The sequence below is a fragment of the Paraburkholderia sp. IMGN_8 genome, from assembly GCF_038050405.1.
Taxonomy (GTDB): Bacteria; Pseudomonadota; Gammaproteobacteria; order Burkholderiales; family Burkholderiaceae; genus Paraburkholderia.
In genome coordinates this window covers 2,442,337-2,460,670 of record NZ_CP150900.1, presented here as the reverse complement: position 1 = coordinate 2,460,670, position 18,334 = coordinate 2,442,337, and the positions used below count along the sequence as shown (strand labels likewise).

The following is an 18,334-nucleotide window of genomic DNA, read 5'->3' as shown; positions in this document are numbered from 1 at the left end:
GCGTCGTCAAGGCTTACAGGGGTTCACAGCAGGAAACCGATTGCGCTGAGCGTCTCGGTCGAATCGATCAGGCGGATCACCTTCTGCACGATGCGCGGTTCGCCGCTCGCGAAGCTGATGCGATGCGTGAGGTCCGCCGCGAATAGCGTCGACGTGCCGCGTTTATACGCGACGACGATCTGCGCCGAGCTGACTTCGACTTCATCGCTCGTGTCGCTCGTCAGCGTGAAACGCGAAACCGTGCGCACGGTGCGTGCGGCGTCGCTGGCCGAGGCCGAATAGCCGGAGGTCATCCGTTGCACGCGTTTTTCGCGCATGTCCTGATCGTCGTACGCGTAGTTCAGCGTGGCGGCGAAGTCGGTGGCCTGCGGATCGATCGGCACGACGTAGAAGCCTGCCGCGTCCCACAGCGAAAGCCACTGGCGATAGTCCTTGCGGTCCAGCAGTTCGGCTTCGCGCCAGATCAGCTCGATCGCGCCGGCGAAGGTTTGCTGCGAGAAAAGCGTGTTCCTGTCGTCCATCATGCTTGCTCCATCATCGTGCGCCATTGCGCGTACGCTTCGCGCATGCCGGTTTCGTCGGTGGCGTGCGCCGTCTTTTCGCCGTTCGGCGCAGTGCTCTCGCGATTCAGGCCGCGGTTCACGAGGATCGGCAGATCGGGGCCGGCATGCGAGCCGCGCTGCACGCGCTCCCATGCTTCGGCGTCGTCGGGGCTGCCGAAACCGAACGGACCCTGGAAGTGTTCGTGAATGCGCAGGCGCACGCGGTTGGCTTCTTCCGGGCCGCCGTCCATCGCAAGCGCCACGTGGCGGATTTCAGTCTCGTTTGCCGAAATCGGCCGCAGCACGCGGAAAAATGCCATCGACAATGCGAGGTTCGGAAACAGATTCAGGTTGAAGCCGACCCCCATCAGCGAACGCACGACGCGGCGTACTTCGTCGGGCGCGTGATCTTTCGCGAGCGACGCGGCCAGCGCTTCGAAGCGTTCGGGAATCGGCGCACCGTCGTCCTTGTCGAGATCGACGAGTTCCGGTACCAGCACGGCAAGGCTATGACCCTTGCCGAGCGAGCGGCAGAACGCCTGATCGCTCGTCATGAAGCTCGTGATCGCGGCGGCGGTTTCGTCGTCGATCGATTTCATCCACGACTTGTGAACGACCGGGAAGTGATACAGGTCGGTGGTGTTTTCGAGCTGGATTTTCCAGTTACCGTTGAAGCGGAAGCGATGCTCGCCGTTGGCCTTGATCGGATAGCCCGCGCCTTGCTTCATGAACAGATCGATCCACGGTTTCGCACCGCCGAGAAAATCGTCGAGCGGTTCGATCTCCTGATTGAAGCTCGCGAAGATCAGCCCCTGATAGATACCCACGCGCAGACTCGCGAGCGGCAGCTCGGTCTTGTCGATCACGCCTTCGTAACCGTCGCCGTAGGGCAGCGCGCGCAATGTGCCGTCGAGCCCATAGGTCCAGCTGTGGTACGGGCAGGTGAAGCCTTTCGCGTTGCCCTTGTGCTGTTCGCAGACCGTCGCGCCGCGATGGCGGCAGCGGTTTTGCAGCACGTTCACGGCACCGGTCTTGTCGCGCACCACGATCACCGGCTGACGGCCGATCGTGGTGGTGCGGAAGTCGCCCGGATTCGGCAGTTCGCTTTCGTGCGCGACCCAGATCCAGGTCTTGTAGAAAATGCGCTCGAGTTCGGTTTCGAAAACCGCCGGGTCGTGGTACAGCGATGGGGCGACGCGGTCGGCCTGCGCGCGCTGGTACAACGCGCTGGCGTCGACGGTCTGATATGAGGATTCGCTCATGGCTGTGTAGGTGGGTTGGTCGATGGAACAAAGTCTCACCCACCGCCTGATATGCGTCAAATTGATCTAAAATAAAATATCAAATCAATTTCATGGATATCTGGATGAATTCGCTCGACCACGTCGACCTCAATCTGCTGCGCGTTTTCCAGGCGATTGTCGAAGAGCACAGCCTGACGCGCGCGGGAGAGCGGCTCGCGCTGTCGCAGCCGGCGATCAGCTACTCGTTGGGGCGTTTGCGGACCTTGTTCGACGATCCGCTATTCATTCGCACCCGCGCCGGCATGCAGCCCACGCCGATTGCGCTCGAACTGTCGGGCATCGTCGCGCGGGCGCTGGATACGGTGCGTGAAGCACTGCGTTATGCGGAGCATTTCGACCCGGCGGTGAGCACGCGCACATTCCGGCTGTCGTTGTCCGACGCGGGCGAACTGGCCTATTTGCCGCCGATCTGCGAGGCATTGCACCGGCAGGCGCCGCGCGTGAGATTACGCATCGAGCCGTTGCCTGTCGAAGAAATCGAAGACGCGCTGCGCGCAAGCCGGCTCGATTTCGCCATCGGCAATCTGCCGACGTTGACCGCGCGCACGCTTCATCAGCCGCTGTTCGAGGAGACCTACGTTTGCATGACGAGGAAGCGCCGTGGCTTGCCGCGCACGAAGGAGCTGAGCCTGAAGGCGTTTCTGGACGCGTCGCATGTGCAGATTACGTCGGTCGAGCACAGCCATCACGCGCTCGACGATGCGTTTCGCTCGCAAGGCGTGGGCCGGCATATCGCGCTGGAATTGCCGCATTTCGTGGCATTGCCGAGCGTGCTGGCGGTGACCGATCTGTTCGCGACACTGCCGCGGCGCCTCGCGCAGATTTTCAATCGTGACGGCGGGTTTCAGATCTATGAACTGCCGGTTACGTTGCCGATCGCCGCGGTCACGATGCACTGGCACGAGCACTTCGATCAGGACGAAGGTAACGTGTGGCTGCGCAATCTGATGGCGGGCATCGTGCGGCGTTTCGACGAGCGTTGAACGGGCCGCTGCGGGTCGAGTCAGGGTCGCTTCAGGGCCGCGCTCAAATCCACTTCAAGCCCGCTTGAACAGCTCGCGCGCCAGCGAACAGAGCAGCGTGGTCGTCGGCGATTCGTCCTGCAGGCGTCGGCTCATGATGATCGGCGACGCGACATTGGCGCCCGGAATCGGCCGGTACACCACGCCATGCGCGCGCAAACCTTCCACGCTTTCCGGCACGAGGCACACACCGACCTGCGCGGCGACGAGTCCAAGCGCCGTCTGCAACTCCCGCACTTCGTGAATCGCCTTCGGCTCGAGCGCGTGATCGTGCATCGCCGAGAGTTGCTGGTCCGCATAGCTCGGGCGCGGCGTGCTCGGATAGACGATCAGTGTTTCCTGTGCGAGCGCCGCGAGCGTGAGCGGCTTCTTTTGCCGCGCGAGCGGATGATCTTGCGGCAGCGCGGCAATCATCCGCTCTTCGACCAGCACCTCGCGCGCCAACTGTGCATCGTCGAAACGCAGGCGGCCGAAACCGACGTCGATACGGCCGCCTTTGAGCGCGCCCAATTGCTCGATCGTGAACATCTCAATCAGCGACAACTCGATATGCGGCGCGGCCTCGCGAAACGCGCGGATCACCGCGGGCAGCGCGCCGTACAACGTGGACGGCACGAAGCCGATCACGACGCGCTCGGCCAGCTGCGCGAGGCGCCGCGTGAGCGGCGCGAGTTCGTCGGCTTCGTCGATCAGACGTTTTGCCTGCGCATAAAAGATGCGGCCGGCTTCAGTCAGGCGCAGCGGGCGCGAGCCGCGCTCGAACAGCGGCAGGCCGACGCTTTCCTCGATCTGCTGGATCTGGCGGCTGAGCGGCGGTTGCGTCATATGCAGACGATGGGCGGCCCGCGTGATGTTCATTTCTTCCGCGACGGCGATGAAGTAGCGGAGTTGGCGAAGTTCCATGCATACCTCTAAGGTATGGAAGTAGTCGGAATCGGTGTTGGACTGCTTCGCGGGTTTGTTTCTAATATGGTCCCCTCGGAAAGCAGCGCAGGAGGGCAACGAATGATAGCAACACCCGTGAAGATCGAGAGCGTGGAAACGATCCTCGTCGACGTGCCGACGATCCGTCCACACAAGCTTTCGGTCGCGACGATGAACTGCCAGACGCTCGTGCTGGTGCGCATTCGTTGCGCCGACGGCGTGGTCGGCGTGGGCGAGGGCACCACCATCGGCGGCCTCGCGTACGGCGAGGAAAGCCCGGAAAGTATCAAGGTCAACATCGATACGTACTTCGCGCCGCTGTTGAAAGACATGGACGCAACCCGTCCAGGCGCCGCGATGGCTAAGCTGCGCGCGCTGTTTCAGGGCAACCGCTTTGCCAGATCGGCGGTTGAAACCGCGTTGTTCGATGCCCAGGCGCAGCGCCTCGGCGTGCCGCTGTCCGAGTTGTTCGGCGGCCGCGTGCGCGATTCGGTCGAGGTCGCATGGACGCTCGCGAGCGGCGACACGCAGCGCGATATCGACGAAGCCGAGCGCGTGTTCGAAGCGAAGCGGCATCGCGTGTTCAAGCTGAAGATCGGCTCGCGAGCGGTGGCCGACGACGTCGCGCATGTCCTGGCGATCAGGATGGCGCTGGACGGACGCGGCGAAGTGCGCGTCGACGTGAACCAGGCATGGAGCGAATCCGAAGCGATCTGGGCCGGCAGGCGTTTCGCCGAAGCGGGCGTCACGCTGATCGAGCAGCCGATCGCCGCGGAGAATCGCGCCGGTCTCAAACGTCTGACGGATCTCGCGCAAGTGCCGATCATGGCCGACGAAGCGCTGCATGGCGCGGCTGACGCGTTCGCGCTCGGCAGCGCTCGCGCTGCCGATGTGTTCGCCGTGAAGATCGCGCAATCGGGCGGCCTGAGCGGCGCGGCGAATGTGGCGGCGATCGCCTTGGCCGCGAATATCGACCTCTACGGCGGCACCATGCTCGAAGGCGCGGTGGGCACGATCGCTTCGGCGCAACTCTTCAGCACCTTCGGCGAACTGAAATGGGGCACGGAGTTGTTCGGGCCGTTGCTGCTGACCGAAGAAATCCTCACCGAGCCGCTGCGCTACGAGAATTTTGCCTTGCATCTGCCTCAAGGCCCGGGCCTCGGCATCGAACTCGACTGGAACAGGATCGACCGCTTGCGGCGCGATACGCGAAAGGGCCCAAGCGTCACCACGAACTGACGGTTCACACGTTAGCCGTCAACAAACATTAAACGAAGGAGATACCCCATGAACAGGCAAGTTATCGACGCGCTGCTGCAAAAGATCAACGACAGCGCTACCCGTGAAGGCAATCCGCGCACCAGGCAGATCGTCAACCGCATCGTGCGCGATCTGTTCTATACGATCGAAGATCTCGACGTGCAGCCGGCCGAGTTCTGGACCGCGCTGAACTATCTCGGCGAAGCGGGCAAGAGCGGCGAGCTGGGTCTGCTGGCCGCCGGCCTCGGCTTTGAGCACTTTCTCGATCTGCGTCTGGACGAAGCGGAAGCGAAGGCCGGTATCGAAGGCGGCACGCCGCGCACGATCGAAGGGCCGCTGTATGTGGCCGGCGCACCGCTCTCGGAAGGGCATGCGCGCCTCGACGACGGCACCGATCCCGGTCAGACGCTGGTGATGCGCGGCCGGGTGCTCGGCGAAGACGGCAAGCCGCTTGCCCATGCGCTCGTTGAAGTCTGGCACGCGAATCATCTCGGCAATTACTCGTACTTCGACAAATCGCAACCGGCCTTCAATCTGCGCCGCTCGATTCGCACGGATGCCGAAGGCAAATACAGTTTCCGCAGCGTGGTGCCGGTCGGTTATAGCGTGCCGCCGCAAGGCCAGACGCAATTGCTGCTCGATCAGCTCGGCCGACATGGACATCGTCCGGCGCATATCCACTTCTTCGTTTCGGCACCGGGTTTTCGCAAGCTGACCACGCAGATCAACATCGACGGCGATCCGTACCTGTGGGACGACTTCGCGTTCGCCACGCGTGACGGCCTCGTGCCGGCCGTCAAGCAGGCCGAGGGCGCCGAAGGCAAACCGTATGGTGTGGAAGGCAACTTCGCGCTGATCGATTTCGACTTCACGCTGTTCAAGGACCGCGACAACCTGCCGGGCGCCGAAGTCGAACGCGTACGCGCCGAAGCCTGAAAACGCACGAATTGCACGAATCGCATAGACGTAGCGCCTGAATCTATCAACCCCGGCTGCGCGGCGTGGTTTGCCGGGCAGCCGGGGGCTTTTGTCATTTGATCATTGATCGGAGAGGGAGAGTAAGCATGCTGTTTCACGTCGAGATGACCGTCAATCTGCCGCCCGACATGGACGCCGAACGCTCGGCGCGTCTGAAGGCCGATGAGAAAGCGATGTCGCAGAAGCTGCAGCAGGACGGCGTATGGCGGCACCTGTGGCGCATTGCCGGGCGCTACGCGAATATCAGCGTATTCGAAGTCGACAGCCCGGCGCATCTGCACGACGTGCTGAGCCAGTTGCCGCTGTTTCCGTATATGGATGTCGAAGTGCGCGCGCTGTGCCGGCATGCATCGTCGATTCGCGACGACGACCGGTAAGCGCTGAAAGTAGCAAGGTGCTGCGCTCGCAGCACCTGTATGAACTCGTACGCGTTAAAGATCCAGCACCAGCAACGGCGACGTGGAGCGCGAGACGCAGCAGCAGATCACCTTGCCGCTCGCCCGTTCTGCTTGACTCAGGCAGTGATCGCGATGCTCGGGTGCGCCGCTCACCACGTCGACCATGCAGGTGCCGCACACGCCTTCGCCGCACGAGGTATCCACTTCGATTCCGATCGACGCGAGCGCCGCGACGATCGTCGTGTGTTTATCGACGCGTACGGTTTCGCCGCTGCTGGCGATCTGCACCTCGAATGAGTCGAGCGTGTTGGCGTCGCCGGTAGTCGCGGACGAAGGCTCGGCGGCGAATCGTTCGAGGTGAATCGCGTCGGACCCAACACGTGTTTCGCCGATCGCCACCACGCGCTCCATGAAGGGCGCCGGGCCGCAGGTGTAAATGTGCGTGCCTCCGCGCGCGGTGGCGACACATTCGGCCAGCACCGTATCCAGTTGCGTGCGCTCGACACCGTAATGAAACCGCACATGATCGCTGAACGGCGCCCGCGAGAGCAGCGGCAAGAACGCCGCATGTTCCGCGCTGCGCGCGAAATAGTGCAGCACGAAGCGCTGCTTCTGCCTGAGCAGACGGTACGCCATGCTCAGAAGCGGCGTCACGCCGATACCCGCGGCGATCAGCACGTGTTCGCTTGCCCCTGGCGCAAGCTGGAATAGATTGCGCGGCGCGCCGATCGTTAATTCACTTCCCACCGTGACGTCGTCATGCAGCGAACGCGAGCCGCCACGCGACGCGTCTTCTCGCTTCACGGCGAACAGATGCGCGTCACGATGATCCGGATCGCCGCACAGCGAGTATTGGCGCGTGACGCCCGAGGGACCCGTGACGTCGATGTGCGCGCCGGGTTCGTAGTGGTCGAACGGTTTGCCGTCCAGACGCGAAACGCTGAATGAGCGCACGCCGTGCGCTTCGTCGCATACGGCGTCGACGCGGACGTTGAGGGTGGTTCTTTCCATGATCTTGCCAGCATGAGAATAAGCAGAGCGGACGGCGCATGCAGTCAGCCGCATACGGTTGTGTATCAAGGATAAGAACCGAAGATGAATCAGGCAAATCGATTAAAAATGGCTTATTAAATAAATTGTACTGATGTTACGGCGACTCAAACGCCCACAGGATGCCGGATCAATGCCTTTATTTGCTGGGCCTGGGGATTCAGTTGCTGGCACGCGTATTCGTTTGAGGAGTGGGGCAACGAGCTGCGGCAGCAGGGGCGAACGAACGGAGGGCCATATCATGTGGTCGGGTATTCTGGAAACAGTGGGGGCTTTGGCCGTGCTGGCGAGCGTGGCGGTGCAGATTTCAGCGTGGTGCGAGCCGTTCAGGCAGCGCATAACGTTGCATCGTGCGCTCCATGCCGTCGGGAAACGCCTGCTCGGCCGCATTCATTTTGCGCGAACGAAGCCACAGAAGATGGACATCGACGAGTAAAACATCCCGTAAATAAACTGTGGCTGGCACGCTACACGTGCCCGGTGTTGCGCCATGCCAGCTTTACCCACCAAACCGGCGTTCGTTGAATCCCTGCCAAGGAGGCTCGTTCAAATGGACAACGTTGCTCTTGCATGCGTGGTAGTTCTAGGGCTACTACTGTTCGGCCTCGGATTGTCCGTCTCGGTGATGCGTTTTCGCGAAGGCACCGGCTCAGGCTGCGAGTCAGACCCGGCGAACCGGCTACACAGGCTCGTCCGGGCTCATGCCAACACGGCCGAATACGCGCCGTTTCTCGCGTTGCTGTTTCTCTATCTTGGCGCGCGATCGCCCTCGACAGCGACAGTGTCGCTGATCGTCGCGGCAACCATGTGCCGCTGTTTGCTCGTCGTCGGACTGATCGCATGGCCGACGATGGCAAAACCCAACCCTTTCCGGTTCGTCGGCGCACTTGGAACCTACCTGACCGGTTTGGCGCTATGTGCGATGCTGCTGCGTTGAGATGCGCCAGGCTATCCGCTGCAAACCCGTGCATCGTAATCGAGAGCGCTGGTGATTGCGCCTGGCTTTGACGTCTACAAAGACGATCCGCAATCGATGGTGGCCGTTACAACCGAAGGACTCGGCACACTCGGCGGCAAGCTTGGTGCGTTGAAGCTACCAACGTTGATCGTGCAGGAAGGCAAACAAAATCCGATTGTTCGGCTCACCCGACGTATCTATTCGTCCTCAGCCGCTTTATCCATCCGGCTTACCTGCCTACATTGTGTCCTGTGACAGCGCCACTGCATGTCCCGCTTTATCGACGTCGGCCCCGCGAATCTTCGCGGCAGCACGTCGGCGCGAACCCACTTCACAGGAAACGATCATGAGCAAGCTCGCAGGTAAGGTTGCAGTAGTGACAGGCGCATCGAAAGGTATCGGTGCCGCTATCGCCAAGGCGCTTGCGGCGCAAGGCGCCTCGGTGGTGGTCAACTATGCGTCCAGCAAGACCGGCGCGGATGCGGTGGTCGACGCAATCACCGCTGCGGGCGGCAAGGCAGTTGCCGTAGCGGGCGATGTGTCGAAAGCAGCGGATGCGCAAAGCATCATCGATGCGGCGGTCGAAACGTACGGCCGCCTCGATATCCTCGTCAACAACTCCGGCGTCTATGAATTCGCGCCGATCGAAGCGATCACTGAAGAACACTTCCATAAGCACTTCAATGTGAACGTGCTGGGATTGCTATTGGTCACGCAAGCAGCGGCGAAACATCTCGGCGAAGGCGGCAGCATCGTCAATGTCGGCTCGCTGGTCAGCCGCATCACGCCGGCGGGCAGCGCGGTTTACACTGCCACAAAGGCAGCGGTCGACGGTATTACCGGCGTGCTCGCCCGTGAACTCGGGCCGAGGAAGATTCGCGTCAACTCGGTGAATCCGGGCATGGTCGCCACCGAAGGCACGCATAGCGCAGGCTTTATTGGTTCCGACTTCGAGGCGTGGGCCGTCAGCCAGACACCGCTCGGACGCATCGGGCAGCCTGAAGATATCGCGGGCGTCGCCGTGTTCCTGGCATCGGACGACTCGCGCTGGATGACCGGCGAGAGCCTGCTGGCCAGCGGTGGATCGCGTTAAGAGTTTTGCGCGAAGGCGTTTGTTAGCCTCAGGCGAGGCCGCGTCGTCGCGCATGCTGCATCGTTAAAGCATGAAAGCCGCCCGGCGAGGTTTGTCGGGCGGCTTGCCGTTTAATCGCGCCGTTGACTTAACGGAGGCGCGAGCGGCATCGCGCTCGTCAACTCCACCGCAAACAACGCGTCGAGCAAATTCGATCCCGGCCGCTCGGCGAGCCGCGTCAGCGACTCGATCATCTGCACCTGGCAATCCTGTAGCGGAATCATCCTGATCCGCCGCGATTCGTTGAATTCGGCGCGCGCGATCACGCCCACGCCCATCCCTTGCGCAACCGCTTCTTCCAGCGCTTCGCGGCCGTCCACATACATCACCGGTTCGACCTGCAACGACTCGCGCACCAGCTCGATTTCGAGCAACTGCTGCGTGACGGATTGCGGCTCGCGGAAAATCATTGGTTGCTGCACCAGTTCCGCGTAAGTCAGCTTGCGCTTCTTCGCCACCGGATAGCTCGCCGGCACCATCGCCACCAGCGGATCGCGCCTCAGCACGCGCGCTTCGAGCCGGCTGTGCACTTGCGGCGCGGCGGTAATCGCGGCGTCGACCGCGCTCGACAGCACACGCTGCATGCAATCCGCGGCATTGGCGATCGACAGCGTCACGACAATCCCTGGATGCAGCTTGCGAAACGCGCCGATCAGCGCGACGGCGAGATCGGGTGCGTCCGCGACCAGCGACAACGACCCGGATTCGAGGCCGCCCGCCGACTCCAGCAGTTGCCGCGCATCGCGCTCGCAACTGAGCATCTGCCGCGTGACGCTGAACAGGCGCAGGCCGAGTTCGGTGGTTTCGACGCCGCGCGGCCCGCGCTCGAACAATTTGACTCCGAAATCCTGTTCGAGCCGCCGCACGTGGTCCGACACGGCCGGCTGCGTGAGCGACAGCGCCTGCGCCGCTTTGGAAAACCCGCCATGTTCCGCGACCGCATGAAATGCCCGCAATTGCGCGTATTGCATCTGTGCCTCGCCGTGCAATAAGTTTTTACGATATCCGCATCGATTATATCGATTTTACCGATGCCAAATCTTTCTGTACCGTGCTTTCCGTGCTGTGTGCTCACTGAAACAGCGATATCGGAGATTCCGAACATGGAAAGCGCGCTCGACAATTCCTCGGCAACGTCCGCAGTAACGTGTGTTCCGCCCGCTAAGGGCGAGCCGTATCTGTTGACCCCCGGACCGCTCACCACGGCGTTCTCGACCAAGGAAGCGATGCTGCGCGACTGGGGCTCGTGGGACGGCGACTTCCGCGCGATGACCGCTTTGCTGCGCAGCAGCTTGCTGGAGATCGCCGGCGACATGGCTGGCGACTTCGACTGCGTGCCCCTGCAAGGCAGCGGCAGCTATTGCGTCGAAGCGATGCTCGGCAGCCTGATTCCACGCGACGGCCACGCGCTGGTGCTGTCCAATGGCGCCTACGGCAAGCGCATCGCGACCACGCTCGGTTATCTGGGCCGCGCCTGTACGGTGCTCGACAAGGGCGACTATCTGCCGCCGCGCGGCGCGGAAGTCGAACGCATGCTGGACGCCGACCCGCGCATTTCGCACGTGGTCGCGGTGCATTGCGAAACCAGCTCGGGGATTCTCAATCCGATCGAAGAAATTGCCGCGGCGACCGCGAAGAAGGGCCGCAAGCTGCTGATCGACTCGATGAGCGCGTTCGGCGCGGTGCCGCTCGACGTGACCCGGGTGCCTTGCGAAGCTTTCGTTTCGTCGGCGAACAAATGCATTGAAGGCGTGCCGGGCTTTGGTGTCGTGATTGCCCGCAAGCGCGCGTTGCAGGAAGCCAGGGGCCGCAGCCACTCGCTTTCCCTCGACGTGTACGACCAGTGGGACGTGATGAACCGCACCGGTCAATGGCGCTTCACGCCGCCGACGCACACGGTTGCCGCGTTTATCGAAGCGCTGCGTCTGCACAAGCTCGAAGGCGGCCAGGCCGGGCGCCTCGCGCGTTACGCGAACAATCGCGACGTGCTGGTCGCGGGCATGCGTGAACTCGGGTTCGAGCCGCTGCTCAACGCGCGCTGGCGCTCGCCGATCATCGTGACGTTTTTTGCGCCGGCGCATCCGTTGTTCAAGTTCGAACGCTTTTATGACTTGATGAAGCAGCAGGGTTTCATCATCTATCCGGGCAAGTTGACGGTGGTGGACAGTTTCCGCATCGGCTGCATCGGCCAGGTGGATGCGCAGGTGATGCGCCGCGTGGTTCAGGCGTGCGCCCGATCGCTGCAATCGATGGGGGTCGGGGATGCGGCGCCGTCGGTGCTTGCGGTTGAAGCGCGTAAGGCGTTGAAGGAAGCCGCCTGAGGAAGGTTGCTTGAGACGTCTGTTTGATGCTGGCCTGCGTGGCGCTTATCTCTCTGTGCCTACGGCGTTGGCCTTTCCTTGATTTGATATTGGTTTATTAGCGTTGCCCCTGTGCGGGGCGGCACCTACTTTTCTTTGCCGGCCGCAAAGAAAAGTAGGCAAAAGAAAGCGGCTCAAACCGCCAATGCTAAGCGGGTCCCCCGCGCAGTCACGGTAGTGGTGCATCTGGAATCAGTGTTCTCGCGCATTCCGCCCTGGTGACAAGGCAGTCATACTTCCGGCGGCGCTGCGCGCGCCGTGGCGGTACTTCATCGGGCATTCCGTTTCTTGCTGTTTTATTGCTGAAAACTGAAGAGCAAGAAACGGCATGCGGCTCACGACTCGTGTCGATATCGTTCAGGCAAAGAGCGGCAATCGCGCTGCTCTTTCAACCAGGAGGTATTGACCATGTCCAAAGAGGACGACAACAAGGCCATCGTAGGCCGCTGGTTCACCGATTTCTGGGGCAAGACCTGCAAACTCGATATCGTCGACGAGCTTGCCGCTCCCGAGATGCTTCTGCATTACTCGCTGCACGAGCCGCGCCGGGGCCGCGAGGACATCAAGGCATTCATGACCGATTTCCGTGCAGCGTTTCCGGACCTCAACTTCTGGGGCGCGGCGGATCTCATCGCGGAGGGCGACTATGTGGTTGGTCGCTGGGAAGGCGGCGGTACGCATACCGGTCCCGCTTTCGGCGATTTCCTCGTTGGCTCGCTGCCGGCGGCCACGGGCCGGAAGATGCGCTTTACCGGTACAACCGTGCTTCGTCTGAAGGACGGGAAGATCGTGGAGGAGATCGGCCTCGACGATGGCGTGACCGCACTGCAGCAGCTCGGATTGATCAGCGTGGCCTGAGCGGAAACAAGCGGCGCTATCGATATTGTTCGCTAGCGCCACTTGCTATCCCTCAACTCGCGATCAGCTTCAATCCCGCAGGCAACGACTCGCCGAACACGCGGCCTTCGTCGGCGTTATCGAGCTCGACCGTCTCGCCGACCATGGTGATCCACGCGCGCGGCGCGTTGAGCGCTTCGAGCCTGCGCACCACCGTGCTGCGCAATGCCTCAGGCAGGTCGCGCGAGCGGTCGCCGGTCATGCGGGCGATCTGCACGGCGGCGAATGCAGCGGGATCGATCTTCTTCCAGTCGAGCGCAAGAATCGTGTTCAGCCATTGCGCTGCGATGTCGGGCGGCACGACGCTATGCGCGCTGCCGTAGAACGGCCGCCGTGCACCGATGCGGCCGACCGCCCACCAGCTCTGATGGTTTTCAGCGGGTTTCTTCAGCCGCGTCAGCACGGATTCGCCGAGTTCGATCTTGCGCTCCACCGGGATGCGTTCGAGCGACGCGCTCAGACGGACCATGTCGGTGAAGCCCGTTTTCGACACGTCGAACGGCAGCTTGTGACGCGATTGAGCAGCTTTCTGCAAATACGCCATAGCATCGAGCACGCGAAGCTGTGCGCCCTCGTCGAGGCCGCCCGCCGCGCGGCGCCATAGCGTCCACCATTCCGACCAGACCTGGCTGTCGTTGACGTATTGAATGCCATCGTCGAAGAGCGACCAGAGTTGCTCGACACGCCATTCGTCGAGCGGGTAGCCGAAGCCCGGCCGCACGCAGTAGCCGGCGAGATTCAGCCACAGGCGTTCGTGATCCGCCGAACGCCGCCGGCGGCGCGCGCGTGCCCACAGCGCGCCGAACAGTTCGCGCAGCAGCGCGCTGTTCCAGCTCTCGCGTGGTCCGAGCAGTTGTTCGAGTTGCGCGCGCAGCCGTTTGACTTCCTTCGGGCCGACGTCTTGAGAACGGGCGCCAAAGGTGCGGTCGATCTGTTCGATCGCTTCGCCGAGCGCCGCATGCGGGGTCTGTGCAGGATCGGACGGCAACATTACCCGCGCGTCTTCGCGGCGTAACTGGAATTCGAGCAGCCAGCGCTGCGCGGGGTTGTCGATCTCGATGCAGTGCACTTCGAGCGTGCCGACTTCGGTCAGCGACGTAGCAATCTGCACCGGCGTTTCGCGCGCGGTGCTGGCGCCACGCGGCTGCACGATCGTCGCGATCGGCGGCAGACGAACGAAGTCGCCGCTTGCGAGATCGGCGAGTTCGCCTGGCCGATACACCGTGTCCGCGATTGAAGAGACCAGATGGAAGCGCACCGGATGCCCCAGGCGCAGCGCGAAAGTGCGGTCCTCGATCAGGATCTCGTGGCCTTCTTCCGTGCCGCGCGGCAGCAGGCAGATGCCGCGCGGCGCGGGCTCTCCGTTGCCATTGCCATCGCCGGTTTCATCGAGCACGAGAAAGTAGCTGCGTGGCGAGCCGCCGCCGATTTTTGGCGCCTGACCCGCGCGGGCGAGCGCATATGCAACCGCGCCACGGGCGACGGCCACGTCAGGGTTGTCGTTATGCAGCACGTTGAGCGGCTCGCCGCGCCAGTTGCCCAAGGTGCTCGCGAGACGTTGCGACAAGGCTTCGGCGCGGAACACGCCGCCGTTCAGCAACAGCGTGTCGGGCACCGGCAAAGGACCGCTGTCTGTAACGGCACCTTCGGCCGTAGAAGGCGAACCCAGCGCTTTGCGCGACTGCGCAGCGAAGCGGCTCAGGAACGCCGCGATATGCCGCGTGATCGCGGCGTCGGTCGCATAGGGCAGGCCGAACTCGACGATCGCGCCGCGTGGACGTCCCGGCCGTTCGTTCGACGCCACCGCCGGAAAGAAGCCGTCGACGATGATCTGCTCGACCTCTGCGCGCGTCACCTGCGCCGTGCGCGCACCGCCGATCAGCTTCGAGCCGGCGCCGAGCAGCGTGATGGACGCCGAGTCGGGCGCTTCCCGGTCGAGCAGCTGCTCTTTCGCGCCGCGGCACCGCTCGACCAGTTGCGACAGACTGGCCGCCGACAGACGCGTGCGCTCGCTGCCGGCGTGAGGCAAACGCGCCTCGACCAGATGCGCGAGCGCGAGGTCCATATTGTCGCCGCCGAGCATCAGATGATTGCCCACGCCGATGCGCGTCAGGCCAGGCTCACCGTCGCGCGTTTGCACGTTTCGCACTTCGATCAGCGTGAGGTCGGTCGTACCACCGCCTACGTCGCAGATCAGCACGAGGCGTGTGTCCGCCAGTTCAGTCGACAGGCTCTCACGATGATGAAACAGCCAGTCGTAGAACGCCGCCTGCGGCTCTTCGAGCAACCGCAACGCGGGCAGGCCGGCGAGACGCGCTGCTTCCACCGTCAACGCTCGCGCGCCTTCGTCGAACGAAGCGGGCACGGTGAGCACGACGTCCTGATCCTCGAGACGCGCGTCCGGAAAGCGCTGGTTCCAGGCCGCGCGCACATGCGCCAGGTAGCTCGCGCTGGCTTCGACCGGCGAGACCTTGCGGACGTCGTCGGTGGCGCCCCAAGGCAGAATCGGCGCGACCCGGTCGACCGACGCGTGCGACAACCAGCTCTTCGCGCTCGCCACCAGCCGCCCCGGCGCCTGGCCGCCGAGCGTGCGCGCGAGCCGACCTATCACGACTGGCTGAGTGGGTGAATCGTCGGCGGCACGCGTTGCCTCATGCCAGGGCAATTGCAAGTCGCCCGCGCTCAGTTCGCCAGCCGCCGCGTGATACCGCACCGACGGCAGCAGCGGCCGCGCGGCGACCTCGCCGAGACTCACCAGCTGATCGATCTCGAAGACGCGAATGTCCGAGGTGCCCGCCTCGGCGTAGGCGAGCACGGTGTTGCTTGTGCCGAGATCAATCCCGACGCTGTAACGCTTCATCGCACTCATGCATTGGCGTTGCCGCGCACGTCGAACTCGACTTTCCAGCGCTCATCCGTGCCGCGCGGCATGGCTTCCAGTTCGAGCGTGCCGGCTTCGGTGACGCGCGCATGCAGTTTCACCGGCACGACTTCACCGGCGGTGCGGCCGGCGGCCGGCAGCAACGCCTCTATTTCCTCCAGTTCCTGCAATTCCTCGGGACCCCAGAAGTCGAGCAGCGTGCCGACCTGATCCTGACGACGCACCGACGATCCGAAGAAGCGGAAGTGCACCGGCTCGCCGACCACGAGGCCGAACTCCTGCGCCGGCAACTCGGCTTCGGTGCCTTCTTCCATGCCGAACGGCGCGACGCACAGCGCCTGGATGGGCGGCTCGAGGCCGGGCACGGCGGGCATCGCCGATTCGATCGCGATGTAGTACGCGCGCGCCGTGCCGCCACGAATGCGCACGCCCTTGCCACGTCGCACATAGCCGTAATACGCGGCGCCGCGTGCAACGGCGAGATCGAGATCCGCGCCTTCGAGCAGCCGCGCCGGGGCTGCGCCTTCAGCCGCAAGCCAGCCATTGAGCGTGGCGAGGATGCGCTCCACCAGCAACGGCGACTTGAACACGCCGCCGTTGAACAGTACGGCGGTGGGATGCAGGAAGCTCGCGCCTTGCGCCGTTGCGTTGGCGTCCATCTCGCGCAAGCCTTCGAGTTCGGCAAGCGCGCCGACCTGACGGCCGAGAAAAGCCGCGAGATGCCGCGTGATGCCCGCGTCCTGCGCATACGGCAGACCGAGTTGCGTCAGACCGGCGCGCGCGCGGCTCACCGGACGGGCCGCGCTGTCCACCTGCGGGAAGAAGCCTTCGAGGATCGTCTGGGTCAATTCATCCCGCGTCAGCTCCGTGCGGATCGAACCGCCGATCAGCTTCGAGCCGCGGCTCGGCACGACGAGCGGTACGGTGTCGGTCGACGGGTCGCTGAGCAGCGTTTCCTTCGCCGCGCGGCACGCGTAGGTGAGGGCGCGCAGTTGCCACGCGTCGGCCTGGGTGCCAAGCGCTGCGAGCTTGCGCGCGACCCCGTGCGCGAGCGCGAGATCCATGTTGTCGCCGCCGAGCAGAATGTGTTCGCCGACCGCGACGCGATGCAGTTCGAGGTTGCCTTCGCGCTCGATCACGGCGATCAGCGAGAGGTCGGTGGTGCCGCCGCCGACGTCCACCACGAGGATGATGTCGCCGAGTTTGACCTGCTTGCGCCACTGGCCGCCGCTTTTCTGAATCCAGCTATACAAAGCGGCCTGCGGTTCTTCCAGCAACGTCATGCGGCCGTAGCCGGCGGCTTCGGCGGCTTCGGCGGTCAGTTCGCGCGCGGCCGGGTCGAACGACGCAGGAATGGTCACCGTGATGTCCTGCTGGCTGAACGGCGCGTCCGGGTGAGCGTGGTCCCAGGCTTCGCGCAGATGCGTCAGGTAACGCATCGAGCTTTCGAGCGGCGAAACGCGCGCGACTTCAGGCGGCGCATCGTTGGGCAGAATCGCCGCGCGCCGGTCGACGCCCGGATGGCACAGCCAGCTTTTCGCGCTCGACACGAGCCGGATCGGCGTGGCCGCGCCGCGGCTGCGCGCGAACTCGCCGACCGCGAATTCGCGCTGGCCGGTCCACGGCAGATACAGGTCGCCCGAGGCAAGCTCGTCCGGGTGCGGCAGGTAGAGAAACGAGGGCAGCAGATCGAGGTTGTCGATCGCGCCCGGCCCGGTGAGTTGCGCGATCGGCAGAACGCCTTGAGCGGTTTTCTCGCCGTCGCTGGCAGTGCAATCGACGTAGGACAGCGCGCAATGCGTGGTGCCCAGGTCGATACCGATCGAGTAGCGTGCGTCGCTCATAGCTCCACCTCGGCCGGCGCGATCACGCGGGCGTTATGGCTGTCGGTCAGCTTCGGCAGACGTACTTCGTCGACGCGCCAGCCACGGTGGCTGACGCTGCCATTGAACGGCGCCTTGCCGACGACATTGCCGGTCAGCCGGATTGCTGTGGCGTCAAAGCCCTCAGCCAGCGTCACGCGGCTGCCTTCGGCTTCGTCACGTACCGGACGGATCGTGAAATGCTCGCGCAGCGTCGCGCGGCAGCCGTCGTGCACGAGGCGGGCGGCAGCGCCGATGTCGGCGTCGCTATAGCCCTTGATGTCTTCTTCGACGAAATCGATGAAGCGCGCGTCGCGTTGCAGCAGGCCGAGGAGCTGGAGCGCGGCGTCCGGGCTCGCTTCCTTCAGCGTGGGCGCGGCAGGCTGCGGCGCGGGCGCAGGCGCAGTTGCAGATGCGGGCGCTGCACTAGCGGCAACTCCGCCGCCGTTACGCAGGCGCAGGACCCCGGCGGCGAACTCGCCATCGCCGAGGATGCTGAAAAAGGTGCTGACGGCAAGTGAAATCCTGCCAAGGAAAGATGGGTTCGAATCGGTCATAAATGCTCCTCATGGGCTCTGTTAAAGGACGAGCCATCCTGTTGCTGCGTCGCACGCGACGGGCCTTGGGCCGTCGTCATGCGTCTTGCGAAGGGCGACGGCATGGGTTCCGCCGACGTCTGATTCTGCAGATTTTGCAGCGCCGTTGGGGCGCGCAAACCCGTATTTTGCCTTGTGCGGCGCGGGAAGCGAATTCTAGCGGTGAATGG

General features: G+C 63.6%; 16 protein-coding genes and 2 pseudogenes. 9 read left to right on the top strand and 9 right to left on the bottom strand.

Going from position 1 to position 18,334, the window contains the following annotated elements; all coding sequences use genetic code 11:
* Window positions 1-23: 23 nt before the first annotated feature.
* Together WN982_RS11445 and WN982_RS11440 are read right to left on the bottom strand one after the other, a co-directional pair.
* Window positions 24-524: an aromatic-ring-hydroxylating dioxygenase subunit beta gene (locus tag WN982_RS11445; protein WP_341312126.1), complete on the bottom strand. Its 501-nt coding sequence runs from the start codon at window positions 522-524 to the stop codon at window positions 24-26.
* On the bottom strand, window positions 521-1,804 hold the full coding sequence (locus WN982_RS11440; protein ID WP_341312125.1) for an aromatic ring-hydroxylating dioxygenase subunit alpha: 1,284 nt from the start codon (window positions 1,802-1,804) through the stop codon (window positions 521-523). Before WN982_RS11440 ends, WN982_RS11445 begins: the two co-directional genes overlap by 4 nt.
* 104 nt (window positions 1,805-1,908) lie before the next feature.
* Here WN982_RS11440 and WN982_RS11435 point away from each other — a divergent pair, with 104 nt between their 5' ends.
* Window positions 1,909-2,829 carry a LysR family transcriptional regulator gene (locus WN982_RS11435; protein ID WP_341312124.1) on the top strand — a complete coding sequence of 307 codons (921 nt, stop codon included), beginning with the start codon at window positions 1,909-1,911 and terminating at the stop codon, window positions 2,827-2,829.
* 54 nt (window positions 2,830-2,883) lie between these two features.
* Here the strand turns inward: WN982_RS11435 and WN982_RS11430 are convergent, their stop codons facing one another.
* Entirely contained in the window at window positions 2,884-3,771 is an 888-nt protein-coding gene (locus tag WN982_RS11430; RefSeq protein WP_341312123.1) for a LysR family transcriptional regulator, read from the bottom strand.
* A 102-nt stretch (window positions 3,772-3,873) separates the two neighbouring features.
* Here WN982_RS11430 and WN982_RS11425 point away from each other — a divergent pair, with 102 nt between their 5' ends.
* From WN982_RS11425 to catC, 3 genes are all read left to right on the top strand, one after another.
* Window positions 3,874-5,031, top strand: coding sequence for a muconate/chloromuconate family cycloisomerase (locus WN982_RS11425; RefSeq protein WP_341312122.1), 1,158 nt, complete (start codon window positions 3,874-3,876; stop codon window positions 5,029-5,031).
* 48 nt (window positions 5,032-5,079) lie between these two features.
* Entirely contained in the window at window positions 5,080-5,988 is a 909-nt protein-coding gene (gene catA / locus WN982_RS11420) for a catechol 1,2-dioxygenase (RefSeq protein WP_341312121.1), read from the top strand.
* Window positions 5,989-6,116: 128 nt separating this feature from the next.
* The gene (gene catC, locus WN982_RS11415; RefSeq protein ID WP_341312120.1) at window positions 6,117-6,407 is read left to right on the top strand and encodes a muconolactone Delta-isomerase; all 291 of its coding nucleotides are present in this window, start codon (window positions 6,117-6,119) and stop codon (window positions 6,405-6,407) included.
* 54 nt (window positions 6,408-6,461) lie between these two features.
* On the opposite strand, the gene WN982_RS11410 is transcribed toward catC, so the two are convergent.
* On the bottom strand, window positions 6,462-7,439 hold the full coding sequence (locus tag WN982_RS11410; RefSeq protein ID WP_341312119.1) for a PDR/VanB family oxidoreductase: 978 nt from the start codon (window positions 7,437-7,439) through the stop codon (window positions 6,462-6,464).
* A 346-nt stretch (window positions 7,440-7,785) separates the two neighbouring features.
* Window positions 7,786-7,908, bottom strand: a pseudogene (locus WN982_RS11405) (LysR family transcriptional regulator); the annotation flags it as partial.
* A gap of 120 nt (window positions 7,909-8,028) precedes the next feature.
* On the opposite strand from WN982_RS11405, the gene WN982_RS11400 reads away from it, so the two are divergent.
* The 3 genes and pseudogenes from WN982_RS11400 (at window position 8,029) to WN982_RS11390 (ending at window position 9,529) form a co-directional block, all read left to right on the top strand.
* Window positions 8,029-8,415: an MAPEG family protein gene (locus WN982_RS11400; protein WP_341312118.1), complete on the top strand. Its 387-nt coding sequence runs from the start codon at window positions 8,029-8,031 to the stop codon at window positions 8,413-8,415.
* 45 nt (window positions 8,416-8,460) lie between these two features.
* Window positions 8,461-8,598 (top strand): annotated as a pseudogene (locus WN982_RS11395) (histone deacetylase family protein); the annotation flags it as partial.
* 184 nt (window positions 8,599-8,782) lie between these two features.
* The gene (locus WN982_RS11390; RefSeq protein WP_341312117.1) at window positions 8,783-9,529 is read left to right on the top strand and encodes a glucose 1-dehydrogenase; all 747 of its coding nucleotides are present in this window, start codon (window positions 8,783-8,785) and stop codon (window positions 9,527-9,529) included.
* A 110-nt stretch (window positions 9,530-9,639) separates the two neighbouring features.
* Here WN982_RS11390 and WN982_RS11385 read toward each other — a convergent pair whose 3' ends face one another.
* Window positions 9,640-10,539, bottom strand: a complete 900-nt coding sequence (locus WN982_RS11385; protein ID WP_341312116.1) for a LysR substrate-binding domain-containing protein — start codon at window positions 10,537-10,539, stop codon at window positions 9,640-9,642.
* A 132-nt stretch (window positions 10,540-10,671) separates the two neighbouring features.
* Between WN982_RS11385 and WN982_RS11380 the strand changes: the two genes are divergently transcribed.
* Together WN982_RS11380 and WN982_RS11375 are read left to right on the top strand one after the other, a co-directional pair.
* Window positions 10,672-11,889: a 2-aminoethylphosphonate--pyruvate transaminase gene (locus WN982_RS11380; RefSeq protein WP_341312115.1), complete on the top strand. Its 1,218-nt coding sequence runs from the start codon at window positions 10,672-10,674 to the stop codon at window positions 11,887-11,889.
* Between the two features lie 447 nt (window positions 11,890-12,336).
* Complete coding sequence (locus WN982_RS11375; protein ID WP_341312114.1) at window positions 12,337-12,786, top strand: ester cyclase; 450 nt, start codon at window positions 12,337-12,339, stop codon at window positions 12,784-12,786.
* A gap of 52 nt (window positions 12,787-12,838) precedes the next feature.
* On the opposite strand, the gene WN982_RS11370 is transcribed toward WN982_RS11375, so the two are convergent.
* Genes WN982_RS11370 through WN982_RS11360 form a run of 3 tightly spaced genes read right to left on the bottom strand, consistent with a single transcriptional unit; the run spans window position 12,839 to window position 18,125 of the window.
* A complete protein-coding gene (locus WN982_RS11370) occupies window positions 12,839-15,694 on the bottom strand; it encodes an Hsp70 family protein (RefSeq protein WP_341312113.1) in 2,856 nt (951 codons plus the stop codon).
* Entirely contained in the window at window positions 15,691-17,550 is a 1,860-nt protein-coding gene (locus WN982_RS11365) for an Hsp70 family protein (RefSeq protein WP_341312112.1), read from the bottom strand. The genes WN982_RS11370 and WN982_RS11365 overlap by 4 nt, the downstream gene beginning before the upstream one ends.
* Complete coding sequence (locus tag WN982_RS11360; protein ID WP_341312111.1) at window positions 17,547-18,125, bottom strand: DUF2760 domain-containing protein; 579 nt, start codon at window positions 18,123-18,125, stop codon at window positions 17,547-17,549. Before WN982_RS11360 ends, WN982_RS11365 begins: the two co-directional genes overlap by 4 nt.
* Between the last annotated feature and the right edge of the window lie 209 nt (window positions 18,126-18,334).